Source organism: Variovorax sp. Sphag1AA, from assembly GCF_014192575.1.
Classification (GTDB): Bacteria; Pseudomonadota; Gammaproteobacteria; order Burkholderiales; family Burkholderiaceae_C; genus Variovorax.
Map to the genome: position 1 here is coordinate 961,386 of NZ_JACHYC010000002.1, position 23,831 is coordinate 985,216.

Annotated in this window: 27 protein-coding genes and 2 pseudogenes; 8 read left to right on the top strand and 21 right to left on the bottom strand. The window is 67.0% G+C overall.

Annotation, left to right across the window (positions count from 1 at the left end):
* Nucleotides 1-56 precede the first annotated feature (56 nt).
* A complete protein-coding gene (gene mutL / locus FHW64_RS11130) occupies nt 57-1,925 on the bottom strand; it encodes a DNA mismatch repair endonuclease MutL (RefSeq protein ID WP_184525951.1) in 1,869 nt (622 codons plus the stop codon).
* 49 nt (nt 1,926-1,974) lie between these two features.
* Between mutL and FHW64_RS11135 the strand changes: the two genes are divergently transcribed.
* Together FHW64_RS11135 and FHW64_RS34825 are read left to right on the top strand one after the other, a co-directional pair.
* On the top strand, nt 1,975-2,625 hold the full coding sequence (locus tag FHW64_RS11135) for a DedA family protein (protein WP_184525953.1): 651 nt from the start codon (nt 1,975-1,977) through the stop codon (nt 2,623-2,625).
* Nucleotides 2,626-2,719: 94 nt separating this feature from the next.
* Nucleotides 2,720-2,875: pseudogene (locus tag FHW64_RS34825) on the top strand (hypothetical protein); the annotation flags it as partial.
* Here FHW64_RS34825 and FHW64_RS11140 read toward each other — a convergent pair.
* From FHW64_RS11140 to FHW64_RS11150, 3 genes and pseudogenes are all read right to left on the bottom strand, one after another.
* A pseudogene (locus FHW64_RS11140) lies at nt 2,849-3,055 on the bottom strand (glycine zipper 2TM domain-containing protein); the annotation flags it as partial. The pseudogenes FHW64_RS34825 and FHW64_RS11140 sit on opposite strands and share 27 nt — an antisense overlap.
* A gap of 128 nt (nt 3,056-3,183) precedes the next feature.
* The gene (gene ctlX, locus FHW64_RS11145) at nt 3,184-4,140 is read right to left on the bottom strand and encodes a citrulline utilization hydrolase CtlX (RefSeq protein ID WP_184525957.1); all 957 of its coding nucleotides are present in this window, start codon (nt 4,138-4,140) and stop codon (nt 3,184-3,186) included.
* A 33-nt stretch (nt 4,141-4,173) separates the two neighbouring features.
* Entirely contained in the window at nt 4,174-5,223 is a 1,050-nt protein-coding gene (locus tag FHW64_RS11150; protein WP_184525959.1) for an ornithine cyclodeaminase, read from the bottom strand.
* Nucleotides 5,224-5,364: 141 nt separating this feature from the next.
* Here FHW64_RS11150 and FHW64_RS11155 point away from each other — a divergent pair, with 141 nt between their 5' ends.
* Complete coding sequence (locus FHW64_RS11155; RefSeq protein WP_184525961.1) at nt 5,365-5,787, top strand: Lrp/AsnC family transcriptional regulator; 423 nt, start codon at nt 5,365-5,367, stop codon at nt 5,785-5,787.
* Here the strand turns inward: FHW64_RS11155 and FHW64_RS11160 are convergent.
* The 8 genes from FHW64_RS11160 to FHW64_RS11195 form a co-directional block, all read right to left on the bottom strand.
* Nucleotides 5,775-6,548, bottom strand: coding sequence for a metal ABC transporter permease (locus FHW64_RS11160; RefSeq protein ID WP_184525963.1), 774 nt, complete (start codon nt 6,546-6,548; stop codon nt 5,775-5,777). The genes FHW64_RS11155 and FHW64_RS11160 overlap by 13 nt on opposite strands.
* A complete protein-coding gene (locus tag FHW64_RS11165; RefSeq protein WP_184525965.1) occupies nt 6,545-7,468 on the bottom strand; it encodes a metal ABC transporter solute-binding protein, Zn/Mn family in 924 nt (307 codons plus the stop codon). Before FHW64_RS11165 ends, FHW64_RS11160 begins: the two co-directional genes overlap by 4 nt.
* Before the next feature lie 28 nt (nt 7,469-7,496).
* A complete protein-coding gene (locus FHW64_RS11170) occupies nt 7,497-8,912 on the bottom strand; it encodes a porin (protein WP_184525967.1) in 1,416 nt (471 codons plus the stop codon).
* Nucleotides 8,913-8,987: 75 nt separating this feature from the next.
* Complete coding sequence (locus FHW64_RS11175) at nt 8,988-9,341, bottom strand: hypothetical protein (RefSeq protein WP_184525968.1); 354 nt, start codon at nt 9,339-9,341, stop codon at nt 8,988-8,990.
* A 47-nt stretch (nt 9,342-9,388) separates the two neighbouring features.
* Nucleotides 9,389-9,847, bottom strand: coding sequence for a hemerythrin domain-containing protein (locus FHW64_RS11180; RefSeq protein ID WP_184525970.1), 459 nt, complete (start codon nt 9,845-9,847; stop codon nt 9,389-9,391).
* Between the two features lie 25 nt (nt 9,848-9,872).
* Nucleotides 9,873-10,262: a c-type cytochrome gene (locus tag FHW64_RS11185; protein WP_409350611.1), complete on the bottom strand. Its 390-nt coding sequence runs from the start codon at nt 10,260-10,262 to the stop codon at nt 9,873-9,875.
* Nucleotides 10,259-10,828: a ferritin-like domain-containing protein gene (locus tag FHW64_RS11190; protein ID WP_184525972.1), complete on the bottom strand. Its 570-nt coding sequence runs from the start codon at nt 10,826-10,828 to the stop codon at nt 10,259-10,261. The genes FHW64_RS11185 and FHW64_RS11190 overlap by 4 nt, the downstream gene beginning before the upstream one ends.
* A gap of 11 nt (nt 10,829-10,839) precedes the next feature.
* On the bottom strand, nt 10,840-11,544 hold the full coding sequence (locus FHW64_RS11195) for an RNA polymerase sigma factor (RefSeq protein WP_184525974.1): 705 nt from the start codon (nt 11,542-11,544) through the stop codon (nt 10,840-10,842).
* A gap of 174 nt (nt 11,545-11,718) precedes the next feature.
* Here FHW64_RS11195 and FHW64_RS11200 point away from each other — a divergent pair, with 174 nt between their 5' ends.
* Nucleotides 11,719-12,192: a hypothetical protein gene (locus FHW64_RS11200; protein ID WP_184525976.1), complete on the top strand. Its 474-nt coding sequence runs from the start codon at nt 11,719-11,721 to the stop codon at nt 12,190-12,192.
* Between the two features lie 3 nt (nt 12,193-12,195).
* Here FHW64_RS11200 and FHW64_RS11205 read toward each other — a convergent pair whose 3' ends face one another.
* On the bottom strand, nt 12,196-13,674 hold the full coding sequence (locus FHW64_RS11205) for an N-acetylmuramoyl-L-alanine amidase (RefSeq protein ID WP_184525978.1): 1,479 nt from the start codon (nt 13,672-13,674) through the stop codon (nt 12,196-12,198).
* Entirely contained in the window at nt 13,671-14,165 is a 495-nt protein-coding gene (tsaE, locus tag FHW64_RS11210) for a tRNA (adenosine(37)-N6)-threonylcarbamoyltransferase complex ATPase subunit type 1 TsaE (protein ID WP_184525980.1), read from the bottom strand. Before tsaE ends, FHW64_RS11205 begins: the two co-directional genes overlap by 4 nt.
* On the opposite strand from tsaE, the gene queG reads away from it, so the two are divergent.
* Nucleotides 14,151-15,221: a tRNA epoxyqueuosine(34) reductase QueG gene (queG, locus tag FHW64_RS11215; protein WP_184526335.1), complete on the top strand. Its 1,071-nt coding sequence runs from the start codon at nt 14,151-14,153 to the stop codon at nt 15,219-15,221. The two genes, tsaE and queG, sit on opposite strands and share 15 nt — an antisense overlap.
* On the opposite strand, the gene FHW64_RS11220 is transcribed toward queG, so the two are convergent.
* Together FHW64_RS11220 and FHW64_RS11225 are read right to left on the bottom strand one after the other, a co-directional pair.
* Entirely contained in the window at nt 15,208-15,633 is a 426-nt protein-coding gene (locus FHW64_RS11220; RefSeq protein WP_184525982.1) for a hypothetical protein, read from the bottom strand. The two genes, queG and FHW64_RS11220, sit on opposite strands and share 14 nt — an antisense overlap.
* A 43-nt stretch (nt 15,634-15,676) precedes the next feature.
* On the bottom strand, nt 15,677-16,585 hold the full coding sequence (locus FHW64_RS11225; RefSeq protein WP_311733284.1) for an AEC family transporter: 909 nt from the start codon (nt 16,583-16,585) through the stop codon (nt 15,677-15,679).
* A 110-nt stretch (nt 16,586-16,695) separates the two neighbouring features.
* On the opposite strand from FHW64_RS11225, the gene FHW64_RS11230 reads away from it, so the two are divergent.
* On the top strand, nt 16,696-17,670 hold the full coding sequence (locus FHW64_RS11230) for a tripartite tricarboxylate transporter substrate binding protein BugE (RefSeq protein ID WP_184525983.1): 975 nt from the start codon (nt 16,696-16,698) through the stop codon (nt 17,668-17,670).
* Here the strand turns inward: FHW64_RS11230 and FHW64_RS11235 are convergent.
* From FHW64_RS11235 to FHW64_RS11250, 4 genes are read right to left on the bottom strand one after another with little or no spacing between them, the layout of a single operon-like run.
* Complete coding sequence (locus FHW64_RS11235; protein ID WP_184525985.1) at nt 17,609-18,244, bottom strand: hypothetical protein; 636 nt, start codon at nt 18,242-18,244, stop codon at nt 17,609-17,611. The two genes, FHW64_RS11230 and FHW64_RS11235, sit on opposite strands and share 62 nt — an antisense overlap.
* A gap of 31 nt (nt 18,245-18,275) precedes the next feature.
* Nucleotides 18,276-19,022, bottom strand: a complete 747-nt coding sequence (locus FHW64_RS11240) for a thioredoxin family protein (protein WP_184525987.1) — start codon at nt 19,020-19,022, stop codon at nt 18,276-18,278.
* A 31-nt stretch (nt 19,023-19,053) separates the two neighbouring features.
* A complete protein-coding gene (locus FHW64_RS11245) occupies nt 19,054-19,728 on the bottom strand; it encodes a PQQ-binding-like beta-propeller repeat protein (RefSeq protein ID WP_184525989.1) in 675 nt (224 codons plus the stop codon).
* Nucleotides 19,729-19,773: 45 nt separating this feature from the next.
* Nucleotides 19,774-20,994, bottom strand: coding sequence for a helix-turn-helix domain-containing protein (locus tag FHW64_RS11250; RefSeq protein ID WP_184525991.1), 1,221 nt, complete (start codon nt 20,992-20,994; stop codon nt 19,774-19,776).
* Nucleotides 20,995-21,090: 96 nt separating this feature from the next.
* Between FHW64_RS11250 and FHW64_RS11255 the strand changes: the two genes are divergently transcribed.
* Complete coding sequence (locus FHW64_RS11255) at nt 21,091-21,540, top strand: cupin domain-containing protein (protein WP_184525993.1); 450 nt, start codon at nt 21,091-21,093, stop codon at nt 21,538-21,540.
* Here the strand turns inward: FHW64_RS11255 and FHW64_RS11260 are convergent.
* Nucleotides 21,486-22,856, bottom strand: coding sequence for a chloride channel protein (locus FHW64_RS11260; RefSeq protein WP_184525995.1), 1,371 nt, complete (start codon nt 22,854-22,856; stop codon nt 21,486-21,488). The two genes, FHW64_RS11255 and FHW64_RS11260, sit on opposite strands and share 55 nt — an antisense overlap.
* Before the next feature lie 52 nt (nt 22,857-22,908).
* Here FHW64_RS11260 and xerD point away from each other — a divergent pair, with 52 nt between their 5' ends.
* Entirely contained in the window at nt 22,909-23,811 is a 903-nt protein-coding gene (gene xerD, locus FHW64_RS11265) for a site-specific tyrosine recombinase XerD (RefSeq protein ID WP_184525997.1), read from the top strand.
* The last annotated feature ends 20 nt before the right edge of the window (nt 23,812-23,831 follow it).

Below are 23,831 nucleotides of genomic sequence, written 5' to 3' on the forward strand. Positions count from 1 at the left end.
CCCGAAAACCGCCGGATGTAAGCGAGGTAAGGAAAAGAAGAGTGGTGAGTGTTCGCTCAGCGACCGCGCATGAAGAGCGAATCGAGCTCGCGAACCGACAACTGGCGCCATGTGGGCCGGCCGTGGTTGCACTGATCGGACCGTTCCGTGGCTTCCATCTGGCGCAACAGCCCATTCATCTCGTCGATGGTCAGCTTGCGGTTGGCGCGCACCGCCCCGTGGCAGGCCATGGTCGAAAGCAGCTCGTTCTGGGCGCGCTGAACCACGGTGCTGGCGTCGTGGTTGGCCAGTTCGGCGAGAACGCTGCGCGCGAGTTCGACCGGGTCGCCGTCCGCCAGCGTGCTGGGCACGGCACGCACCGCGAGGGTGCGTGGTGAAAACGGCGAGATTTCCAGCCCGAGCGAAGGCAGTACTGCAGCGCAGGCTTCGGCCGTCGCGACTTCCTGTGGCGTGGCCGCGAAGGTGGCCGGAATCAGCAGCGGCTGACTCGCGATGGATGCACCATCGAGCTGCGTCTTGAGGCGTTCGTAGACGATGCGCTCGTGGGCCGCATGCATGTCGACGATCACGAGGCCCTGGCTGTTCTCCGCGAGGATGTAGATGCCTTGCAACTGGGCCAGTGCGCGGCCCAGCGGCCAGCTTCCTTCGGGAGCTGCAGCGATGCTTTCAGGCGCTTGTGCAGTCGGCACGAATGCTGGCATTGCCGGCGCGGGCGTTGCGCGGGCATCCGATGTCCCAAGCGCCACCGGCGTAGCCGATTCGTTGCGATAGGCGGGCCACATCGCCGCCGCATCGCCAAGGCCGCGCTCGGAGGCGAAGGGGATCGCGGGTTGCGTCCACGAAGCCGCTTCAGGCAGTGCGCGCGGCTTGAAGAAGGGCTCGGCAGGTGCGGCAACCGCATCGCCCGCACGCGGCGCTGCGAGTGCGTCCTCGATCGCATGACGCACCGCCTGATGCACCTCGCGGCCGTCGCGGAACCGCACTTCGATCTTGGTCGGATGCACGTTGACGTCGACGCGCGCCGGATCGATCTCGAGGTACAGCGCATACACCGGCTGGCGCTGGCCATGCAGCACGTCTTCGTAAGCGCTGCGCACCGCGTGGGCAAGCACCTTGTCGCGAACGAAGCGGCCATTGACGTAGAAGAACTGCTGGTCGGCGCGCGACCGTGCCGCATCGGGAATGCCTGCGCGGCCGGTGACGCGCACAGGGCCCGCTTCGCGCGAGACCGCCACGCTGTGCTTCACGAAGTCGTCGCCCAGCGTGTCTGCAAGCCGCTGCTCCAGCGTGGCCGCGGCGCGCCACTGTTCGACGAGGCGGCCTTCATGCCAGATCGAGAAGCCGACATCGGGCCGCGCGAGTGCGTGACGGCGAACGGCCTCGATGCAGTGTGCGAGCTCGGTCGCGTCGGTCTTGAGGAACTTGCGGCGCGCAGGCGTCGCGAAGAAAAGCTCGCGCACTTCCACCGTCGTGCCGTTCGCGCGCGCCACCGGGCGCAGTTCGCCCGTGCGGCCGTCGAGTGCGAAGGCGCTGTCTGCGCCGACAAAGCGCGACTGGATGCTGAGCTCCGCGATCGCATTGATTGCCGCGAGCGCCTCACCGCGAAAGCCCATCGTGCCGACCGTTTCGAGATCGTGGAGGCTCGTGATCTTGCTGGTGGCGTGGCGGCGCAATGCGAGCGGAAGCTCGTCACGCGGCAGGCCGGTGCCATCGTCTTCGACGGAGATCAGGCGAACGCCGCCGGCCGAGAGTCGCACCGTGATCTGCCGTGATCCCGCGTCGAGCGCGTTGTCCAGCAGCTCGCGGATCACCGACGCGGGGCGTTCCACCACTTCGCCCGCCGCGATCTGGCTGATGAGTTCGTCAGGAAGTTCGCGGATCGGGCGCCGCATTTCTGGGGCTGTGGAAGAGGGAAGTGCGCTCACGGGGGCATTCTAGAAGGGTGCCTTTGTTGCAGTCGTGATAATGCGCGCCATGGAAATCATCAGCTTTCTCGTCGATTTCATCCTGCATATCGACAAGCACCTCGAAGCCTTCGTGGCGACTTACGGCATGTGGGTCTACGGCCTCCTGTTCCTGATCGTGTTCGTCGAAACGGGCCTTGTCGTGATGCCCTTCCTACCGGGCGATTCGCTCCTCTTCATCGTCGGTGCGCTCAGCGGCGCGGGACTCATGAGCTACGGCATCGCGGTGCCGATCCTGCTTGTGGCCGCAATCCTGGGCGACCAGTGCAACTACAGCATCGGCCGTTACTTCGGTCCGAAGGTGTTCCAGTGGGAAAGCTCCCGCTTCTTCAACCGCAAGGCCTTCGACCAGGCGCATGCCTTCTACGAGCGCTACGGCGGCATCACGATCATCCTCGCGCGCTTCATGCCCTTCATTCGCACCTTCGCGCCCTTCGTGGCCGGGGTGGCCGACATGACCCGCGGCAAGTTCACCATGTTCAACGTCGTGGGCGGATTGATCTGGGTGCTAGGCATCACCACCGCCGGCTATTTCTTCGGCAACCTGCCGCTCGTCCGCGAGCATCTGGAGAAGATCATCTGGGGCCTCATCCTCATCCCCGGCCTCATCGCCATCTTCGGCGCATGGAAAGGCTCAAGAAGCGCCTCCACAGCACGCTAAACAGCGAGGAGCACCCCAAAACAAAAAGCGCGCCCAGGCGCGCTTTTTGTTGTTCCAGAAACCCCGTGGAACCGGCTAGGCCGGGCCACCGGGGTTGCCCCCGGCGAGGGGGTGGAGAGCGACACGCAGTGCGCGAGCCTGGGGGAGGTCAATACCGCGGTCCGTTGTTCGGGTAGTAGCTGTTGCTCGGGTAGTACTGCCGGTCGTAGTTGCGCTGATCGGCGCTACGGCCAACCTGGTTGCCGATCAGGCCGCCGATCGCCGCGCCACCCACCGTCGATGCGGTGTTGCCGCCGATCGCATTGCCAAGGACGGCGCCACCCACTGCGCCGCCGGCCGTTCCCAGTTGCTCGTTCGGTCCTGCTGCACAGCCCGCCAGCGTCATGATGGCGGTGGCAGTCGCGGCCGTGATCCAGAGTCTCGTCTTCATGATGTCCACCTTTCAGTGATTGGTGAACTTCATTCTCTGGAGACGGCTGCGCTGGGGTGTAGGAATTGGCCCCGGTGTCTTGAGCGAATGCGCTATCGCAACATGCACGACAAATTGCGCGCAAGACATCAGTGCAGACGCACTGGGTCGCGTTGCCTCGGTGCGAGGTGAATGCCCGCAATCATGCAGCGCACCGAACCGCCTGCCATTTCCACCGTCGGCACCGAAAGCGGCACGAGTCGCGCCGAGCGCTCGATCACCGCCTTCTGCTGCGCGGTGAGGCTGTCATGCGCGCGCTGCGAGAGCGCGAGGATGCGGCCGTCTCGCCCTGACAGTTCGATCGCGTTGCCCGCGAAGTCGGCGATCTGCTCGGCGCTCAACGCGATGACTTCGCGCCCTGATTCTTCGAGCCGTGCGCGCACTTCAGCGGCTCGGCGGCTGTCGGGGATGAGGTCAAGGCCCACCATCGCGAACTCGGTCGCGACGCACATCAGCACATTGGTGTGATAGACCGGACGGCCGCTCTGATCGCAGGTGTCGAACGCGATCGGCTCGAAGTTGAAGTGCGTGCTGAAGCGCTCCAGCGCAACCGGATCGGCGCGGTTCGAGCGCGCGACGTAAGCGACGCGCGCCATGTGGTCGAACACCATCGCGCCGGTGCCTTCGAGAAAGAGGCCGTCATGCTCGAGGCCCGAATAGTCGATGACTTCCTGCACGCGGTAGTCGGCCTTCAGCGCCTCGATGATCTCGGGGCGACGTTCGCGGCGACGGTTCTCGCAGTACATCGGAAAGAGCGCGACATGCCCGCCCGGATGCGTGGAGAACCAGTTGTTCGGAAACACCGAGTCCGGCGTGTCGCGCTCGCCGCGATCCTCGAAGAGATGCACGCGAACGCCTTCGGCTTCGAGGCGCTCGGCGGCCGCGGTCACTTCGCGGTAGGCCGATTGCGCGATCGCCTGCGCTGCTTCCTTCTCGGCGCGCGTCTGGAATGCGTTGTCCGCCGCGGTCTCCGGATTGGGCGTGAAGCCGTGCGGGCGAATCATCACGATCGCGGAAGGCGCCTGGATGGAATGAAGCCTGGACATGCGTGCGTTTCCTTTCTCTTGCTGGATGGGCGTTCAGGCCACGCGGCGCATCACTGCGCGCGAAGCATTGGAGCGGGTGTAGCGGAACAGATCCTTCGGGTCGTCGGCCGAGGGCACGAGTTCGACATCGACGCCCATGTCGCGTGACATGGCCTGGTCGAACACATAGCGCAGCGTGGAGTAGTCCTCGAGCGCGAAGCCCACCGAGTCGAAGACGGTGACCTGCGAGGCGTGCTGGCGTCCGGCTTCGATGCCGGCGAGCACACGCCACAGGTCGACCACGGGAAAGTCCTTCGGCAACTGCTGGATGTCGCCTTCGATCCGCGTCTGTGGCTCGTATTCGACGAACACGCGCGCCTGGCGCAGCACATCGACGTGCAACTCGGTCTTGCCGGGGCAATCGCCGCCGACCGCGTTGATGTGCATGCCGGGCTCGATCATCTCCGGCGTGAGGATGGTCGCGTAGGTCTTGTCGGCGGTGACGGTGGTCACGATGTCGGCGCCGCGCACAGCTTCCGCGGTCGATGCGCAGCGGATCAGCTTCAGCTCGGGATAGACCGAGAGGTTGCGAAGCAGCTTGTCCGTGGCGCGCGGGTCGACGTCGTGGACCGCGATCTCGTCGATGCCCAGATGCGCATGAAAGGCCAGCGCCTGGAACTCGCTTTGCGCGCCGTTACCGATCAATGCCATGCGTCGCGCGTCCGGCCGTGCGAGTGCGCGTGCCGCCATCAGCGAAGTCGCGCAAGTGCGAAGCGCAGTCGCGACGGTGAGTTCAGAAAGCAGCACCGGGTAGCCCGTGTCGACTTCCGCGAGCACGCCGAAGGCCATCACGGTGTAGAGGCCCTTCGAGGTGTTGCTCGGGTGGCCGTTGACGTACTTGAAGGCGTAGGTCTTGGCGCTGGACACCGGCATCAGTTCGATCACGCCGATGTCGGAGTGGCTTGCCATGCGGGCCGACTTGTCGAAGTCGGCCCAGCGAATGAAGTCCTCGCGGATCACGTCGGAGAGCTGGCCGATGAACGGGATCACGCCGACGTCCTGGATCAGGCGGGACATGGTGGGTACATCGATGAAGCGGGTCATGAGGCTCTCCTTGCGGCATACAGGGCGTTGCCTGGATGAGCTCATTGTTCCGTCGAGTGGTGCCAGATTGAACCCTTCAACCTGTCAAATCCAGCGCCGAAGCTTGCAGTTTGCTTCGCTCAAATAGCAAAATGCCACGTCATGGATGACATCGACCGCCAACTCATCGCACTGCTGAGGGACGACGCCCGCATGTCCGTCGTCGCGCTGGCGCAGAAGCTGCGAGTGGCGCGCGCGACGGTCCAGAACCGCATCGCCAGGCTGGAGGCCGACGGCACCATCGTCGGCTACACGGTGCGACTGCGGCCCGATGCGGAGGGCTACCGCATCCGCGCCATGATGAGCATCGAGGTCGACGGCCCCAACGGCGACGAGGTCCGCCGCGCGCTGCGGGGACATCCGAACGTCATCACGCTGCATTCGACCAACGGCCGATGGGACCTGCTGGCCGAACTGCGCGCGGACACGCTCGAAGCCTTCGACCGGGTGCTGACCGCCATCCGCTCGATCCCGGGGATCTCGAACAGCGAAACCAGCATCCTGCTGTCGACCTACAAGCTGTGATCGAGGCGCGGCCCCAGCATGAGTGCGCCCACAAGCGCGCAGGCCGCGAGCGTCCACACGATCACCGCGCCCGAGGGCAGATCGAACAGCGCCGACAGCGCAAGGCCGAGCGCGTACCCCAGCGCACCCACGGTGTACGCGATGCGCAGGCGCCGCGCGCCGAAGTGCGCACGCGTGCCGAGCGCCGGGATGATGAGGCTGGAGAACACGAGGTACACGCCGACGAGCTGCACCGAGGCGGTCACCGCGAGCGCGAAGGCCGCGTAGAAGCCGAAGCGGCCCAGCCGCTCGATCCAGCCGAGCCGCATTGCGATCAGCAGCACGACAGAGATGCCGCCGAGCCACAGCAGTTGCGTGTTGTTGACCCACAGGATCTGGCCGACCAGCAGGTCCTTGAGATGTTCGCCGCCATGCGGATTGCTTGCGAGCAGCAGGATGCCGGCGCAGGCCGCGAGGATGAACATCACGCCGATCAGCGCCTCCTGCTGCTGCGGCGCGCGGCGTTCGGTCCACGTCAGCAGCCATGCGCCGAACAGCGCCGCGGTCACGGCCGCTGCCTGCACCGCGACGCCGCCCTCGGGCAGTCCGACTGCATCGGCGGCAATCACACCCAGACCTGCGATCTGCGCGATCGCGAGGTCGATGAAGACGATGCCCCGGTCCAGCACCTGCATGCCGAGCGGTACGTGCGTGGCCAGCACCAGCAGACCGGCGATCAGTGCGGGGCCGAGGATGCCCGCGTCGAGCGCGCTCCAGCTCACGACTTCGTCCCCGCGCCGAGCAGCCGCGCGAGCGTGTCGTCGAAGAGGCCGAACAGATCCTTCGCACCGTCGGTCCCGCCCACGGTGAAGGGCAGCTTGACCGCCGGAACGCCCGCGTTCTTGCTGAGCCAGTCAGAAGGCCGCGAGTCCTGGTAGGCGGCGTAGATCACCATCTTCGCGGGCGTGCCCTTGAGGGCGGCCTGCACCTCCTGCAGGTGCGATGCGGTCGGTTCGACACCCGGCTTGGGCTCCAGCACCGCGACTTCCTTCATGCCGAGCCAGTCGTAGAGGTAGACGAAGGCGTTGTGCTGCGAGACCACCGGCGCGCCCTTGAGCGGCGCGGCCTGCGTGCTCCACTTCGTCATCGCCTGTTGCCAGCGCTGGCTGAAGTCGGCGCCGCGCTTGGCGTATTCGGCCGCGTTGGCCGGATCGACTTGCTGAAGCCGCTTGTCGAGCGCCGTCGCGACCAGTGCGATGTTGCGCGGGTCGGTCTGGATGTGCGGATTGCCTGCCGCATGCACGTCGCCCTGCGAGCGGTCGACCTGCGTGGGCACTTCGAGCTTGCGCACGAAGTCGGCGGCCGCGAAGTTGCCGGGCTGGCCGGGCTGCACCTTGGCGTTGCCCGACTGCTGCAGCAGCACTGGAAGCCACCCGATCTCCAGTTCTGCACCGGTGCAGACCACGAGGTCGGCACTGCGCGCGCGGGAGATCAGGCTCGGCTTGGCCTGGATCTGGTGCGGGTCCTGCAGTGCGTTGGTCGCAACCGAGACGTCGACGAGATTGCCACCGAGTTCCTGTGCGAGCGCGCCCCATTCGGGCTCGCAGGCGAAGACGCGCAGCGCGGCCTGCGCGGGTGTGGCCAGCAGCATCAGCGGCGCGGCCAGCAGGGCAATGAGGGGAAGGGGAGAGCGGTTCTTCATGATGTGTGCTCCTTTTCGTGGGTTCTGATCAATAGTTGTGCGCACCGTGGGCGCCGAGGCTCATCTGGTACTGCAGGGTGATCTGGTTGTCGACGAACCCTTCGCGCGCGCGGTCCTGCGCAAACTGCAGCCGGATGCGCGAGAACTCGCTCGGGTTGAAGTCCACCATCACCGAGTTCTTGCGCGGCCGGTAGTCGCTGAACAGTGCGGCGGATGCAAGTCCGAAGTTCGGCGTGCCGGGGTCGAGTTGTTCCGTGCGCGCGCCGACGCGCCAGCGCGGCATGAACTGGTAGACGGCCTGCACGTACCAGCCCGACTGCGCCACGCGGTAGTCGCCGAAGGCATCGGTGTTGCCGACGTCGTAGAGCAGGTTGCCGTTGCGGTTGCTGTGCAGGTATTCGCCCTGCAGCTTGAAGTTGGTCCGCGTGGCGTTGCCATTGGGTGCCCACTTCCACACGCCGTCGAGCACCCACACGCGGGTGTCGCCGTTGAAGATGTCGTTCACCGTCGCGCCCGCCGCGTTCGTCGAGACCAGGGCCTGGTTGTTCGCCTTGGCATTGAGCATCGAGATGCCCGCGCGCCAGTTGCTGCTGTCGCCGATGTCCCCGCCGGTGTGCAGGGTCAGTGCGGTCATGCCCGCGCCGTTGTTGTTCGAGTCGCTGCCGGGGAAGGTGCGGCCCCGGCCGATCTCGGCGCCGAGTTCGATGTAGTGGTCGATCGGCGCGATCCATGTGAGCTGCAGCCCGTCGTCGCCGTACTGCGTTCCCAGCATCGCCTGGTAGGCGAGCGGGTTGTCGACGAAATCCCACGTGTGCGAATGCTGCGAGTTGAGATAGCCGACGCCCGAGAAGAAGCGGCCCGCCTTGAGCGACAGCCCGTTGCCGAGAGAAGTCGTCTGGATGAAGGCTTCCTCGATCGACACCGAGTTGTCCGGCTCCAGCGCGATGTTGGCCGCGCCGCGCAGCCATGGGTCGATGTTGGCCGAGAAGCCCAGTTCCGATTCGGAGAGGCTGAAGCCGCGTTTGCCGGGTCCGATCTCTGCGTCCGGCGGCAGCGGGAAGCCGGTGATCGCGTATTTCGCCGGGTCCTGCGAAGTGTTGGTGTAGCCGCCCGAGAGGATCAGCGACAGCGCAGGGTTGAAGGCGTTCGCGCCGCCTCCGCCGGTTGATGCGACGGCGGCCGCGGCCGGCTCGGCGGCGGGCGGCGGTGGTGTGACCGGCGCAGCGTTGGTCGCGCTGGCGGTGGCCGGAGCCGGCGCCTGCGCCGCAGCGGCCTCAGCCGCTTTCACGCGCTGTTCAAGCGCCTGCAGGCGCGCTTCGTAGTCGGCGCGCATGGATTGGATCTCCCGTCGAAGCGCATCGACATCGGAGGACGAAGGGTCGGCCAGCGCGCCGAGCGGCATGGCCAGGGCCAGCACGAGGCCGACCCGGGAAAGGTGTTGCATGAGCAGGAGCTCCTCGCAGGAACGTTGGAGGGCGCCCGCCTGGCGCTGGGCGCGGGCGGGCGTGGAGTCAACGGGTCAGAGCGAGGAAGCGGGCGGCGCGCGGCTGCGGTAGGGGAGCGCGGGCGTCCCGGACCATCCGGCAGCGAAAGCAACCGGCGGTGCCTGGTGCTTAAGGGCTGGATGCGGGAGCAGGATCGGCGCACTGGGCAGCGCGCCACCGTGGATGGTCGCCGCCAGCAGGCAAAGGTCGCAATGCGCCGCCTGCGACAGCGGCTCGCCGGGCGCCGGTGCCTCCTGCTGGGCAGTTGGCACGACGTGCGACACGCCATGCCACAGAGCGGCGACCTGCGCCACCGGAAGCAGCAGCATGACCCACAGCAGCCACGCGAAGCGGCGCGTCGAAGGTCGTTGAATGCGTGGGGCTGCCATGGCGGAGGCGAAGATCCGCAATCTTAGCGAGTGCGGGTCGCGCCGGGTCAGGGGCGCAGGCGAGCCAGTACTTCGTCGCTCAGCAGCCGTTCGGCCATCGGAAAGAGCTCGTCCTGTTCGAAAGCCGTCTGACGGGCACACAGGGCGGCCAGCGGTTCGATGTGCGCCAGCACCGCTTCTGCATCGGACGGAGGCGATGCATCGTCGCCCAGCATCGGTTCGAGCGCGTGCCATTGCGCCGAGAGGCTTCGGTGGCCCTCGCGCAGGCCGCTCTCCATTTCGCGAATGCAGACGGCGTCGGAACCGGCCATTGATTCGTACAACGCAGGGAACAGCGCCGTCGCGAGCCATTCGCCGTGCGATGCGAGCGCGGGCGGAAAGGCTTCGCGCAGGCGTTGCAGCATCCGGTGCGCTTCTGCGTCGCCCGTGCCCGCCCGCAGACGCGCGGTCAGGCTCGCGAGCAGCGGCGCGATCTCATGGCTCAGCGCATCGTCGAAAGCAGTCATGGCGCTGGGATCGTACCCAGACCTTTCAATGACCGCAGGCAGGGCCCTCGCCGGCCTGGCGCAGATAGGCGATCAGGTCCGCACGCTCGCGCGGATCTTCGATGCCGGCATAGGTCATCGTCGTGCCCGACACCGTCGCGGGCGGGTTAGCGAGGAAGCGGTCCAGCGTCTTTTCGTTCCAGACGATGCGCGAGTTCTTCATCGCATCCGAGTAGGGGTAGCCCGGAATGCTTCCCGCGCGCCGGCCGAAGAGGCCGCAATGGCGGGGCCCGACGCGATCGGTGGCCAGTGCATGGCAGGCCATGCATCGCACGTAGATCTGCTCGCCGCGTGCAACGTCGGGTGCCGCCGCGAAGGCGGGCACGGTCGCGCCGGCGGCCAACGCGACCGCCACCGCCAGGCCATGCGCCTTCACGACACGAAAGCAGTGGGAACGGGCGGTTCGCCCACCGCCTGACGCAGCACGGCCCAATGCATGGCTTCGTCGCCGAGGATGCTGGCCGCCGCCTTCGAGAGATCGCGCTCCTGGAACAGCGGCACCGCGCCCAGATAGGCACTGACCGCGCCCTGTTCGAGCTTCGCCGCGAAGCGCAGCACGTCGGCCTGCGACTTCAGCTGGTCCGTCGGAAAGTCGTACTTCGACTTGGCGGACACAGGCTTGCCGCCGAGCTTCGTGATGGTGGCCGAGAGCAACTCCGCGTGCTGCTTGTGATGGCCCTGGAAGGTTGTTGCCAGATCGAGCACGGGCTTGTCGAGCAGCTTGCTTTCCGCGCCGACCTGGTAGGCGGCCACGGCTTCGAGTTCCGCGCCCAGCGCGGTGTTGAGGATGCGCACGTCGTTGGCGCCATCGCCGCCGGCCTTGGCTGCGAGTGCATGGTTGCCGGCGAGCAGTGCCACGGCTGTGCCGGAGAGCACGAGTCCGGTCTGGCCGAGAAAGAGGCGCCGCGCTGCGACGGTCGAGGGCATGAGAAAGAACGACATGGGGGCTCCCTTCAGTTGGCTGGTTGGCTGGAAATCCTTGCGAGCACGCCAGCCACGATGCGGTCGCAACGTGCGCCGGCGAACGAGAAGGCGTCGCCCAGCGCGACGTCGATGTCGCGCGAGAGGTGCTCGCGCAGCATGCCGCGGGCACGCAGGAAGCGCGTACGCACCGTGGCCTCGTTCAACTGGAGTGCCGCGGCGGTTTCGGAAACGCTCATTTCCTCGACCGCGCGCAGCACGAACACGGTGCGGTAGGCCTCGGGCAGCCGGTCGATCCGGCGCTCGATGAGATTTCGGATTTCCTGCCGCATCGTGATGCGCTCCGGTTGAAGGTCGGGATCGGCTTCCTCCCAGGGCTCACCGGTTTCGGCTGCCGCATCGATCGCGGTGTCGAGCGGGATCACCTGGGCGCCGCGGCGGCGCAGGCGCGCGAGCGCTTCGTTGATGACAATGCGTGCGAGCCAAGTGGAGAGGCGAGCCTCCTCGCGGAAGCCTCCGATCGCGCGCCAGGCGCGCAGGTACGCTTCCTGCAATGCATCTTCCGCTTCGTCGTCGTTTCGGAGAATGCTGCGCGCGGTACGGAACAGCAGCTGGTTGTGCCGCCGCATGATGAGCGCAAAGGCCTGTGCGTCGCCGCCGGCGGCGCGGGCCGCGAGCCCGGCATCGGAATCCTCCGGTGCGGGCGGGCTTGAAGGAGTGGGTGCGATGTGTGACATGAGCTTCTCTTGCCCATTGGATGGCTCAACGCCGCGGCGCGTTTCAACTTTCGTGGAAGCCTCCATATACATCCGGCGCCAGACCCGGCAACATGGTCATTGCCGCCGGGTGGCGGCTCCTGCAGAGGAAAACGGATGAACGGGGCTTGGCGCGAGATACCTGCAATACGCGCAATGGCGCTTCTGGCCCTGGCGCTGGCCTTTGTGCATAGCGCCGATGCGGCGACCCCGGCCCAACTGGAGCGCGAGGTCCAGCGTTTCGCCGTCGCATGCGCCAAGAACGAGGACTACCCCGATCTCTACGACTGCCGTTGCCTCACCGAGGGCTACCGGGATGCGCTGAAGGAGACCGGCTCCACAATGCGCCGCCGGATCGCAGTCGTGCGCGACCACAAGCTTCTGCAGCAATGCCCCGCTGCGAAATCGACCATCGCCGCGTGGTTCCGCCAGGACTGCATCAGCAACGCCGAGCGACGCCCCCGCCACGGCGAGTTCTGCAGTTGCGGCGCCGAAGCCTTCGCTACCGCGTTTCGCGCCTCTCCACCCACATCAAAGCGCGAGATCGCCAATCTGAAGCAAGACGCCATGCACAGTTGCGGCGCCCAGGAACCGCTGCCCCTGCGCCATCCCCAAATCGACCTGAAGTAAAGCCTAGAGCTGCCGGCTGCGTGCGAGAGGCGGGTTTTGCGCGAAGTAGCGCTGGATGCCACGCATCAGCGCATCCGCGAGGTCTTCCTGGTAGGCCACGCTGCGCAGCTTGGCTTCTTCCTCGGGGTTGCTGATGAAGGCCGTCTCGACCAGCACGCTCGGGATGTCGGGCGCCTTGAGCACCGCGAATCCGGCCTGCTCGACCTGTCCCTTGTGCAGCCGTGCGCCGATACCGCGGATCTCGCCGAGCATCGCGCCGCCGAGGCGGAGGCTGTCGTTGATCTGCGCCGTGGTGCTCATGTCGAGCAGGGCGCGTTGCACCTGCACCTCGTGGCTACCGACGTTCACGCCGCCAACCTTGTCGGCCTGGTTTTCCTTGTTGGCAAGCCACCGCGCAGCACTGCTCGACGCGCCGCCCTGGCTCAGCGCGAACACGCTCGCGCCGCGCGCGTCGGGCGTGGTGAAAGCATCGGCATGGATGCTCACGAACAGGTCGGCCTGAACGCGCCGCGCCTTCTGCACGCGTGTGCCGAGCGGCACGAAGAAGTCGGCATCCCGCGTAAGGAAAGCGCGCATCGGATTGCCGTTGACGTTGCTCGCATTGATGCGTTCGCGCAGGCGATGTGCGATCTGCAGCACGATGTCTTTTTCGCGCGTGCCGTTCGAGCCGATCGCGCCAGGGTCTTCGCCGCCATGGCCGGGATCGAGCGCGACGATGATGATGCGATCGGTCTGGTTCGGTGTGGCGCCACCGCGCAAGGGTGCGGGGGCGGGCGCGGGCGGTGGCGCGCTTGCCACCGGCGGGACCTGCAACGGGAGTCCACCGGCGGGCGCTTTGCCTGCTGCGGCAGCGGCCGCGGCGGAAGAAGGCGACTGCGACGGCCGTGCCGCCTGCTGCGCCATGAGGTCGCCGAGTGGATCGGCTTCGGAGCCGGCCTTGGGTGCGGCCGGTGCTTCCGCGACCTGCGGCGCGCCGCGCGGTGCTGGCGCTGCGGCCTGTGCCTTGGGCACTTCGCGCATGCGCTCGGTGATGAAGCTTTCGAGTGGGTCGATCGGCTTCTGCGGATAGAGATCGAGCACCAGGCGGTCGCGATAGGCTGCCACCGGCGCGAGCGAGAAGACCTGCGGCGCCACCGCCTGCTTGAGGTCGAACACGATGCGCACCACGCTCGGAGCGAACTGCCCGACACGCAAGCCGTTGATGTAAGGGTCGTCGGGCTTGATCTTGCCGACCAGTTCGCGCAACGCTGGATTGAGGTCGATGCCTTCGATGTCCACTGCGAGGCGTGGCGGATTGCCGACGACCAGTTGCTGCGAATTCAGTCGCCCATCGGATTCGATGGTGACGCGCGTGTAGTCCTCTGCGGGCCAGACGCGGACGGCCACGATGGTTGCGCCGCGCGCGATCTCGTGGATGCCGAGCAGCAGAGCGAGACTGCCGCCCTGCAGCAATGCGCGGCGCTTCAATCCTTTCGCGCTCATGCGGCAGCGAGCAACCGGGCGCCGCGCTCGGTGTTGGCGCGAAGGGTGACGGTGCGGGTGTCGTCAGTCATTGCTTCGATTTTAATAGCAAGATCCGCAAGCGGGATGCGCCCCGCAGCGTTTTCAGGCCATTCGGCCACCTTGACGCCGGGGCCCGCGAAGATGTCGCGGAATCCTGCGTCTTCCCATTCGCGCGGGTCGCTGAATCGGTAGAAGTCGAAATGAAAGATCGCGAGTCCATCAGGCGCCTCGTGCGGTTCCACCACTGCATAGGTCGGGCTCTTGATGCGGCCCGTGATGCCGAGCGCACGCAGCAAGTGGCGCACGAAGGTGGTTTTCCCGGCGCCGAGGTCGCCCTGCAATGAGATGAACGCATCACGCAGCGCTGGCGATGACGCGAGCGCGCGAGCCAGTGTCTCCGTGTCGTCTTCCGTGCGCCAGACGCGCGTGGCGCTATGCGTTTCTACAATCGGCAGGTGATCGGCAGCCATCAACTCGTGAATCGGATTCGGGCACTGGCCCGGGAACTCGGATTCTCCCAAATCGGGATTGCGGGTGTCGACCTGTCGAGTGCCGAACCGGGCCTCGGGGAGTGGCTCGCGAAGGGTTTCCATGGCGAGATGCACTACATGGCCGCGCATGGCATGCGGCGTGCGCGCCCGGCGGAACTGGTGCCGGGCACGGTGTCCGTGATCACTGCGCGCATGGACTATCTGCCGCGCAGCACACCTGATGAGTGGCAAGCCGTGGAGTTCGCCCGCCTGCAGCGGCCGGGCGAAGGCATCGTGTCGCTCTATGCGCGCGGACGGGACTATCACAAGGTCCTGCGTTCGCGCCTGTCCAGGCTCGCGGAGCGAATCGCGGAAGAAGTCGGTCCCTTCGGCCATCGTGCCTTCACTGACTCTGCGCCGGTGCTCGAAGCCGAACTCGCGTCGCGCAGCGGGCAGGGCTGGCGCGGCAAGCACACGCTGGTGCTGGACCGCGAAGCCGGCTCGATGTTCTTCCTTGGCGAGATCTACGTGGACATGCAGTTGCCGCCGAGCGAGCCGGTCAGCGCGCACTGCGGCAGTTGCAGCGCGTGCGTCGACGTGTGCCCGACGGGGGCCATCATCGCGCCGTATCGCCTCGATGCGCGACGCTGCATTTCCTACCTCACCATCGAGCATGCGGGTCCGATCCCGGTCGAGCTGCGACCCTTGATGGCGAACCGCATCTACGGCTGCGACGACTGCCAGCTCATCTGTCCATGGAACAAGTTCGCGAAGAAGAGTTCGCTGCCCGACTTCGATGCGCGCGAAGGCCTCACCGGGCGGCAGCTCGCCGAGCTGTTCGCATGGAGCGAGGAGGTGTTCCTTCGCTATACCGAGGGCAGCCCGATTCGCCGCATCGGCCATGAACGGTGGCTTCGCAATGTGGCGGTTGCGCTCGGCAATGCACTGCGTGCGGGCGATGAAAGCGCCCGTGCCGCTCTGGAGACGCGCCTGTCGCACCCCAGCCCCCTGGTGCGCGAGCATGTCGAATGGGCGCTCGGCCTTAGTGACGGATGATGGCGGAGATCTGCGCGGTGCCGGTTTCGAGCGAGCGCGTGGAACTCAGGCGGATCGAAGCGTATTTCAATGCCGGGTTGTTCAGAAGCTTGCCGGTGTAGCGGCCGTTGAACCGCACGTCGCGGCAGTCCCTGACGTCGAGATCGATCGTCGCATTCACCGGCGATACGTAGTCGGCGCTGGAGCCGGCCATCAGGCAGGCTGCATCGGGCACGCTACCGCGCACGGCGCCATCGCGTTCGATCTCCAGCGTGCCGGGGTAGACCATCGGCGGACCCAGGGCGCCGCCGTCTTCCTGCGTGAAGTAGAAGAGGAAAGGGCCGTTCCATGTGCCCTGATAGCGCGTGTAGTCCTGTGCCATCGCGGCGCCCGCGAGGGACACTGCAGCGACAGCGACGAGGAAGTAGCGCATCGGCGCATCGTAGCCGCTGATGGGCTTTCCGCCAGTGCCGGCGTCAGGGCGAGATCAGCGACAGCGCGAAGGGCAGACTCGCCACGCCGAGCAGCGTCGAGAGCGTGACCAACCCCGCGACGTAGGGCCCGTTGTAGCCCATGCGCGCCGCAAGCACGTAGGCGCTCGACGCGGTCGGCACGGCGGAGAAAGTCATCAGCACAGCCGCCTGCGCTGGATCGAGCCGCAACACCACCGCAAGGCACCAGCCAATGAGCGGCAGCGCCAGGTGGCGAATCGCCAGCACAGATATCGCCAGAACCTTGCCGCGCGCGAGCGACGCGAACTGCATGCCGGCGCCGGCCGCCATCAGGCCCAGTGCGAGCGACGACGCGCCGATGCGCGAGAGCGTGGGTTCGAGCCACGTCGGCACACCCAGCCCCAGCAGATTGGCGATGAGCCCGGTCACGGTGGCGATGATGAGCGGATTGCGCACAAGCTGCCGCGCGAAGCCGGTCTGCGCATGCCGTGCCATCGGCCACACCGCGGCGATGTTGAACATCGGCACGCACACGCCGATCAGCACCGCGATCATGAGCAGTCCTTCGGGGCCGCCAACGCGGCCCGCGAGCGCGAGGCAGATGAAGGAGTTGAAACGAAAGGCGATCTGCGCGCTCGCCGCGTGCTCGCGCCGGTCGATGTGCGCGCCGATCACCGGCAGGAAGGGCAGGGCATAGGCCAGCGCAATGCCCGAGAGGCCGACACCGACGCCGGCGGTCAGCAGGTTCGAGGTCGCGCTGAAGTCGAGCGGGCTGCGCACGATCGAATGGAAGAGCAGCACCGGGAAGAGGAAGTAGTAGACGAGGCTTTCGACGTGGCCCCACACGAGCCGGTTGAGCGCGGTGTAGCGACAAAGTAGCCAACCGCAGGCGATGAGCGAGAAGTCCGGGAAGAGAAGCTGCGCATAGTTCACCCGGTCGAGGATAAACGGTGGTTTCTTGTGGGTTATCCACGAGGTAGCGCGGCGGACGAGCCGCTAGCATCAAAACCTTTCGTTTCTTCCTGGCTCAAGGAGGCCATTCAATGAATCGTCGTCAATGGAGTGCGTTCGCCGGCGCAGCCGCGCTGTTCGCGGTCGCAGGGTCCAGCTGGGCGCAGAGCTATCCGAACAAGCCCATCGAACTGCAGGTGCCGTTCGCGCCGGGCGGCACCACCGACATCGTCGCGCGCGTGATTGCCGAACCGCTGACCAAGGCGCTGGGGCAGAGCGTCGTGGTGATCAACAAGGCGGGCGGCGGCGGCATCGTCGGCGCCTCCGAGACCGCGCGCGCCACGCCGGACGGCTACAAGCTCGGCGTCGCGACAGTGTCGAGCACCGCGGCCAATCCGGCGATCAACCCGAAGACGCCGTACGACCCGATCAACGACTTCACCCCGATCGTCAACATCGCGGCAACGCCGAACATCATCGCGGTGCATCCGAGCTTTCCGGCAAAGAACTACGCTGAGTTCGTCGCGGTGCTGAAGAAGAACCCCGGGAAGTACTCCTACGCCTCGTCGGGCACAGGGGGCATCGGCCATCTGCTGATGGAGCTCTACAAGAGCCTGACCAACACCTACGTGACCCACATCCCGTACCGCGGCGCGGGTCCGGCGCTCAACGACGTGGTGGCAGGCCAGGTGGCGATCATGTTCGACAACATTCCCTCGGCGCTTCCGTTCATCAAGAGCGGCCGGCTGGTGCCGATCGTGGTGTCCGCGCCGCAGCGTCTCAAGGAACTGCCCGACGTGCCGACCTTCAAGGAAGTCGGCCTGGAGCCGGTGAATCGCATGGCCTACTACGGCATCCTCGGTCCGAAGGGACTGCCGAAGGAAGTGGTCGACAAGATCAATGCCGGCGTCAAGAAGGCGGTCGAGGATCCGGCGGTGCGCAAGCGCATCGAGGACACGGGCTCGCTGATCGTCGCCAATACGCCGGAGCAGTTCGCCGCGCAGATCAAGGCCGAATACGAGGTCTACAAGGAAGTCGTGGTGAAGCAGAAGCTTCAGCTCGAGTAAGCCTTCGCACCAGGCGTTTGCCACTGTCGAAGCCGTGGCAGACGCCGGTGGCGATCAACGCGGTCACTGCGAGCATCGCCGCCGTATGAATTCCCACCGCTGCAAGGGCCAGCGCCAGCGCACCTGATGCGGTGGTTGCCTGTCCCGGCGCACTCCCCATGCACAACGGGACCAGCGCAGGCACCAGCATCAATCCTGCGCCGTGCGCGGTGGACATCATGAAAGACCAGAGCGCCAGGCCGGCATGTCCGACCGGGCCGTGGCCTTGCGCTTGCGGGTCGGGATGGCGGGACCGGCGGCCCGACAGATGCACCAGCGCGACGATCACCAGCAGCCCGGCGGCCATGGCCTGAAGCACGGCGCGGTCCATCGACACGCCGAGCGCCACGGCTGCGGCCACCAAAGCGATCGATGCCGCATGTCCGCCCGCGATCGGCGTCAGCGCGCGTAGCGCCTGCGACCGATCGCCCGAGCGCAATCCCCAGACCGCCGCGAACATCCAGCCGGTGGCGGGATTGAGCCCGTGAAGGGCGCCGCTCCCCGCAACCACCAGCCATGGCCAGAGCTGTGCCATGAGGTTGGCCCCATCACCCGCCGTGCGCCTGTCAGCCGTGCGCGCTGCAGCACGATCCGGCTGCCTTCGGCGAGGGTTCGTAGCGGTCGTGGTGGCGCACCCATCCCATGCCAGCATCGCCTTCGTCGCGGCCCTTGGGCGTCAGGTCGACCATGTTGTAGGCACCCATCATCACTTCCACGCCGCGCCCGTAGGTGGAGTAGGTGTGGAACACCTCGCCCGCCTCGTCCTTGAAGAAGACGCTGATGCCGGGTGCTTCCTCGTGCGGGAACGCCTGCATGCCGTAGTTGTAGTAGACCTCGCCGCGCTGCCTCTCCTCGGGCGTGAAGCTCACGCCGAAGTCGTGGTTGAAGGTGCTGCCGTTCGACGACACCCAGTTGAACTTCCAGCCCATGCGGTGTTGGAAGCGCTCGATTTCCGCCAGCGGCGCGCGCGAGATCGCGACCCAGGCGATGTCGCGGTGCTCGAGGTGCACCGTCATGCTGTCGGTGTGGTCCGCCATGTAAGAGCAACCCACGCAGCCCTGTTCCCATCCCGGGCCGAGCATGAAGTGCTGCACGATGAGCTGGCCGCGATCTTCGAAGAGGTCTGCCAGCGTGCGCGGTCCTTCGGGCGTGTCGAACACGTAGCGCTTCTCGACGCGCACCCACGGCAGCGCGCGGCGCTCGCTTGCGATCTGGTCGTGCAGGCGCGTGAGCTCCTTCTCTCGGGCGAGCAGTGTCTTTCGCTCGGCGATCCAGCGGTCCCTGGAGACGACGGCATGGTTTGCGGTGGTCATGGTGTGCTCCTTCGTTCGATCGGGTGTGTGATCAGGCGGCTGTCTTCGGCCGGCGGACGACGCGGACCTTCCCGCTCGTTCCGCCGCCGCAGTAGAAGAGTCCATCGCCGTCGGACTCGAGCCCGCTGACGCCGATGCCGTGCGGCATTTCGAGTCGTTCGAGCACCGCGCCGCTCTCCGGGTCGACGCGGCGCAGCTCGCTTTCCTCGTCTTCCCAGGTGCCGTGCCAGAGCTCGCCGTCAACCCAGGTCACGCCGGTCACGAAGCGGTTGGATTCGATGGTGCGCTTGATCTTCCCGGTCTCGGGATCGATCTGGTGGATCTTGCGATCGCGGTACTGGCCCACCCACAGGCTGCCTTCGGCCCATGTGAGGCCGGAGTCGTAGCCGTTGCCCGGCGCGGGAATCGACGACAGCGTCTTGCCCGTGACCGGATCGATCTTGTCGATGCGCGATTCGGCGATCTGGTAGAGGTGCTTGCCGTCGAAGGCGGTGCCTGCATCGCACGGATGGTCGAGCGTGCGCGTGGTGGCGCCGCTCCCGGGATCGAAGGCGACCAGCCGCGGCCCGGTGGCGGCCCACACGCGCTCGCCGTCGTGGGTCACGCCGTGCACGTTGTCGGCACCCGGGAAGGGGCCGTATTCGCGCACGATCTCGGCCGCACGCGCGATCGGTCCGGTGCTGTCATCGTTCGTCTTGCTGCTCATCAAGGGCTCCTGTCGGGCGCCGGAAGCGACGCCGTTGGGAGCACTCTATTCAAACGGCAGCGAAGCGGGGAGTAACAAGATCGTCGTGAATCCGGCCAGCGGCGGTGCGAGCCAGCGCTGCGCCCGCGTCCGGCCGATCGACCGCACGCGCCCCGTGGCCTCCAGTTCGACCAGTGCGCGCTGCACCGTGCGCTGGCTCGCGCCCAGCGCCAGCGCGATGCCGGAAGTGGACCATGCGGCGCCATCCGACAGCAGGGCCACGAGCGACGCCTGCTCACCGTCGATCGGCGGCGCGAGCAGGACGACTTCGCGTGCATGGTGCGGCTTGAGCACGAAGCCCTGCGCAGTGGCTTCGACGTCCGCCATCGGCTTGACCAGCGCGCGCAGGCGCCCGATCTCGACCCGCAGGCGCGCCCGATGCGTCTCGTCGGGCTCGCGCATGCGAAACGCGGTCGCAATCAGGGCATCGCGATCGACGTCGCCCGGCCACCCTTCGGCCAGCGCCTGGGCCAGCGCGAACAACACCGGACGCCGTGCGAGCGGCAGCCATGTGTTGTCCATGCGGATGCCGTGGCGGCAGGCGTCCACCACCAGCGCGCCGGCGCTGACGAGCTCGGCGACTTCGTCGAGGCGCAGCGCCTGTTCGGTGCCCCCGGACCGGCGCCGCGCTGCGGGGCGATCGAGCGCGGCGCGCGCTTCCGCCACTTCGGCCATGAGCGCCGGTACGCCGCTGCGCTGGGCGACTTCCTGCGCGCGGGCGAGCGCCGCACGTGCTGCATCGATGCGCAACGAGCGAAGCGCAAGCTCCGCGCCGGTCAGCTCGGCAATGGCCGCCGACAGCGGTGGCAGCCCGCGTGCATCGAGCTGCGACAGTGCGGACTCGGCCTCGTCGAGCCGGCCCAGCAGCAGAAGCCGACGCGCCGCGATCAGCCGCGCCTGCAGCGCGTTCGCGCGATCGGCACGCGCTTCGAGCGTGGCCGATGCCGCCATGAGCGCACGGGGCGAGCCACCGAGATCGCGCATCGCGAGGGCGACTTCCGCTTCGGCGACGACGCAGCGGGCGTGCGCCAGTTCTTCGTGCGAACCGAAGCCGCGTGCCGCGCGGCGCAGCAGTTCGCGCGCACGCGGGTGCTCGCCAAGCTGGGCCATCGCGATCCCGCGCAGCGCCAGCGCGGGCGGATCGTCGCGCAAGGCGACTCGCTTGAGCGCGCCCAGCGGATCACCCGTAGCGAGCGCCCGGGCGGAAGCGGCGATGAGGGAATCCATGCCGTGAGGCTACACCGGTGCGCGAGGGTTCGAATCGATGCACCAGGAGTCGAAACAAACTAGAGTTCGCGCGTATGCAAACGAACGGAGAAAGCGATGAGCGATGAAGTGATCAACGCAGGGCAGCTCGAGATCCGTTATCTCGTCGACGGCTCGGCCAGCGGCGGTCTGGGCGTGTTCGAACTCACGGTGCCGCCGGGCGCCAACGTGCCGCCGCCGCACAGCCATCGCGACAACGAGGAGTTCTTCTACGTTGTCGAAGGCTCGATCACCTATTCGGTCGATGCCGACACGCGCGAACTGAAGCCGGGCGAATGGATGTCCACGCCGCGCGGGTCGGTGCACGGCTTCAGGAACGGCGGATCGCAGCCGGCACGCGCGCTCGTTGTGCTCACGCCGGACATCGGCGCGCAGTACTTCCGCGACGTCGCGACGGTGATCAACGCCGGCGGCCCGCCCGACAAGGCAAGGCTGGTCGAGGTGATGTCGCGCTACGGGTTGACGCTGGCCGCACCTTCGCGAGCGGGGGCCTCGGGCGGCGTGTAGGCGGCGTCGTCCCGCGCGCGCTCGACCATGTACTCGGCCAGCGTGTCGTACAGCGGCCGGCTGATCATGCGCGACACCAGGCTGGCGAGCATCGCGGCGGCCATCAGGCTCAGGACCATCGAGTGGCCGTCGACCATCTCCATCACGATGATGAAAGCGGTGAGCGGCGCCTGCGTCACGGCCGCAAGAAAGCCGGCCATGCCCATCGCGATCAGCGCCGGCGCCAGGTCGGCATTGGCGATGACCGACACCGCATCGCCGATGCCCGCGCCGATCGACAGCGACGGCGCGAAGATGCCGCCCGGCACGCCGCTCCAGGCCGTGAGCCAGGTCGCGACGAACTTGAGGAGCGTGTAGAGCGGCGTCAGCTCGTCATGGCCCCGGAGCATTTGCTTGACGGCTTCGGAACCCGCGCCGAAAGTGATGCCGCCTGTGGAGAGCCCGATGACGGCGATGCACAGCCCGAGCCCGGCCGCGAAGCGCACCGGATAGCGCGCCCGCAATGTGTTGAAGCGCCCCGGCGCGCCGGTCAGCGAGGCACTCATCAGTCGCGCGAAGAGACCGCCCGCGGCGCCGCTCGCCAGCGCCACGAGCAGCCCGGGCCCGAGCAGATCCCAGCCCAGCCGCGGAATGCGGATCACGCCGAAGTAGCTCACATTGCCGAACACCGACACGGCCACCAGACCCGCCAGGACGATCGCCGTGATGATCAGCCCGCTGGAGCGTGACTCGAGCCGGCCCGTCAGCTCCTCGATGGCGAAGACCACGCCGGCGAGTGGTGCATTGAACGCCGCTGCGATCCCGGCCGCCCCGCCGGCCACCAGCAGTGCCCGCCCGTCGATGGTGCTGCCCGGCGAAAGCCAGCGCCGCGCGTGCTGCATCACACCCGCGGCGACCTGCACCGAAGGACCTTCGCGCCCGATCGACAACCCGGCCGCGAAGCCCGCCGCGCCGAGCCCGATCTTGCCGAGCGTGAGGCGCAGCGAGGCGAAGAAGAAGCGCTTGTCGTGCGGCAGGTCCGGGTGCAGCGCCGCCTTGACCTGGGGGATGCCCGAGCCGCCCGCGCCGGGAAAGTAGCGCCGGGTCAGCCACACGATGCCCGCGGTGATCGCCGGCGTGGTCAGCAGCACCACCCAGGGCCAGCGGCCATAGACGTGCTTGAATTGCCCGAACACCCAGTCGCTGAGCAGGGTGAAACCCACCACGAACAAGCCGGCGGCGATGGCATAGCAAAGCACGATCGCCCGGTCGATCCACACGCGGCCGCCCGACAATTCGGCGCGCAGGTGCTCGAGAAAATCAGGCTCGCGATTCATGAAGCGGCCAGTGTAAGCATCATGCGTTTTGTTTTTTGCTATCTTGCCCCGCATGACCGCGGTCACCGAATCCACTGAAATCGACGAATTCATCGACGCCCTCTGGCTGGAGGACGGACTCTCCAGGAACACTTTGGCCGCGTACCGTCGCGATCTGGAGCTGTTCTCGAGATGGCTCGCGGCCGAGCGCGCCAAGGCGCTCGACGGCGCGCAGGAGACCGATCTGCAGGCCTACATGGGTGTGCGCCTGTCCGACAAGGGCAAGGCGACCTCTGCCAACCGGCGGCTGACGGTGTTCAAGCGCTACTACCGCTGGGCGCTGCGCGAGCAACGCATTCCCGCCGATCCGAGCCTGCGGCTGATGCCGGCGCGGCAGATGCCGCGTGCGATCAAGACGCTTTCCGAGAAGCAGGTGGACGACCTGCTCGCCTCGCCGGACGTCGAAACGCCGCTCGGCCTGCGCGACCGCGCGATGCTCGAACTGATGTACGCGAGCGGCCTGCGCGTGAGCGAGCTGGTCGCGCTCAAGGTCTTCGAGATGAGCCTCAACGACGGCGTGCTGCGCGTGCTCGGCAAGGGCAGCAAGGAGCGACTGGTGCCCTTCGGCGGCGAGGCGCGGCGCTGGATCGAGCGCTACATGCACGAGTCGCGACCCGCGATCCTCGACGGCCAGCAGACGCAGGACCTTTTCGTGACCCATCGCGGTGCGGGCATGACGCGCGCGATGTTCTGGGTGATCGTCAAGAAGCAGGCACAGGCTGCGGGCATCCACGTTCCGCTGTCGCCTCATACGCTGCGGCATGCGTTCGCGACGCACCTGCTCAACCATGGCGCGGACCTTCGCGCGGTCCAGCTCCTGCTGGGCCACGCGGACATTTCCACGACCACCATCTACACACACGTCGCGCGCGAACGGCTCAAGCAGCTCCATGCGCATCACCATCCGCGCGGCTGATCTCTTGTCTTTCTGGAGTT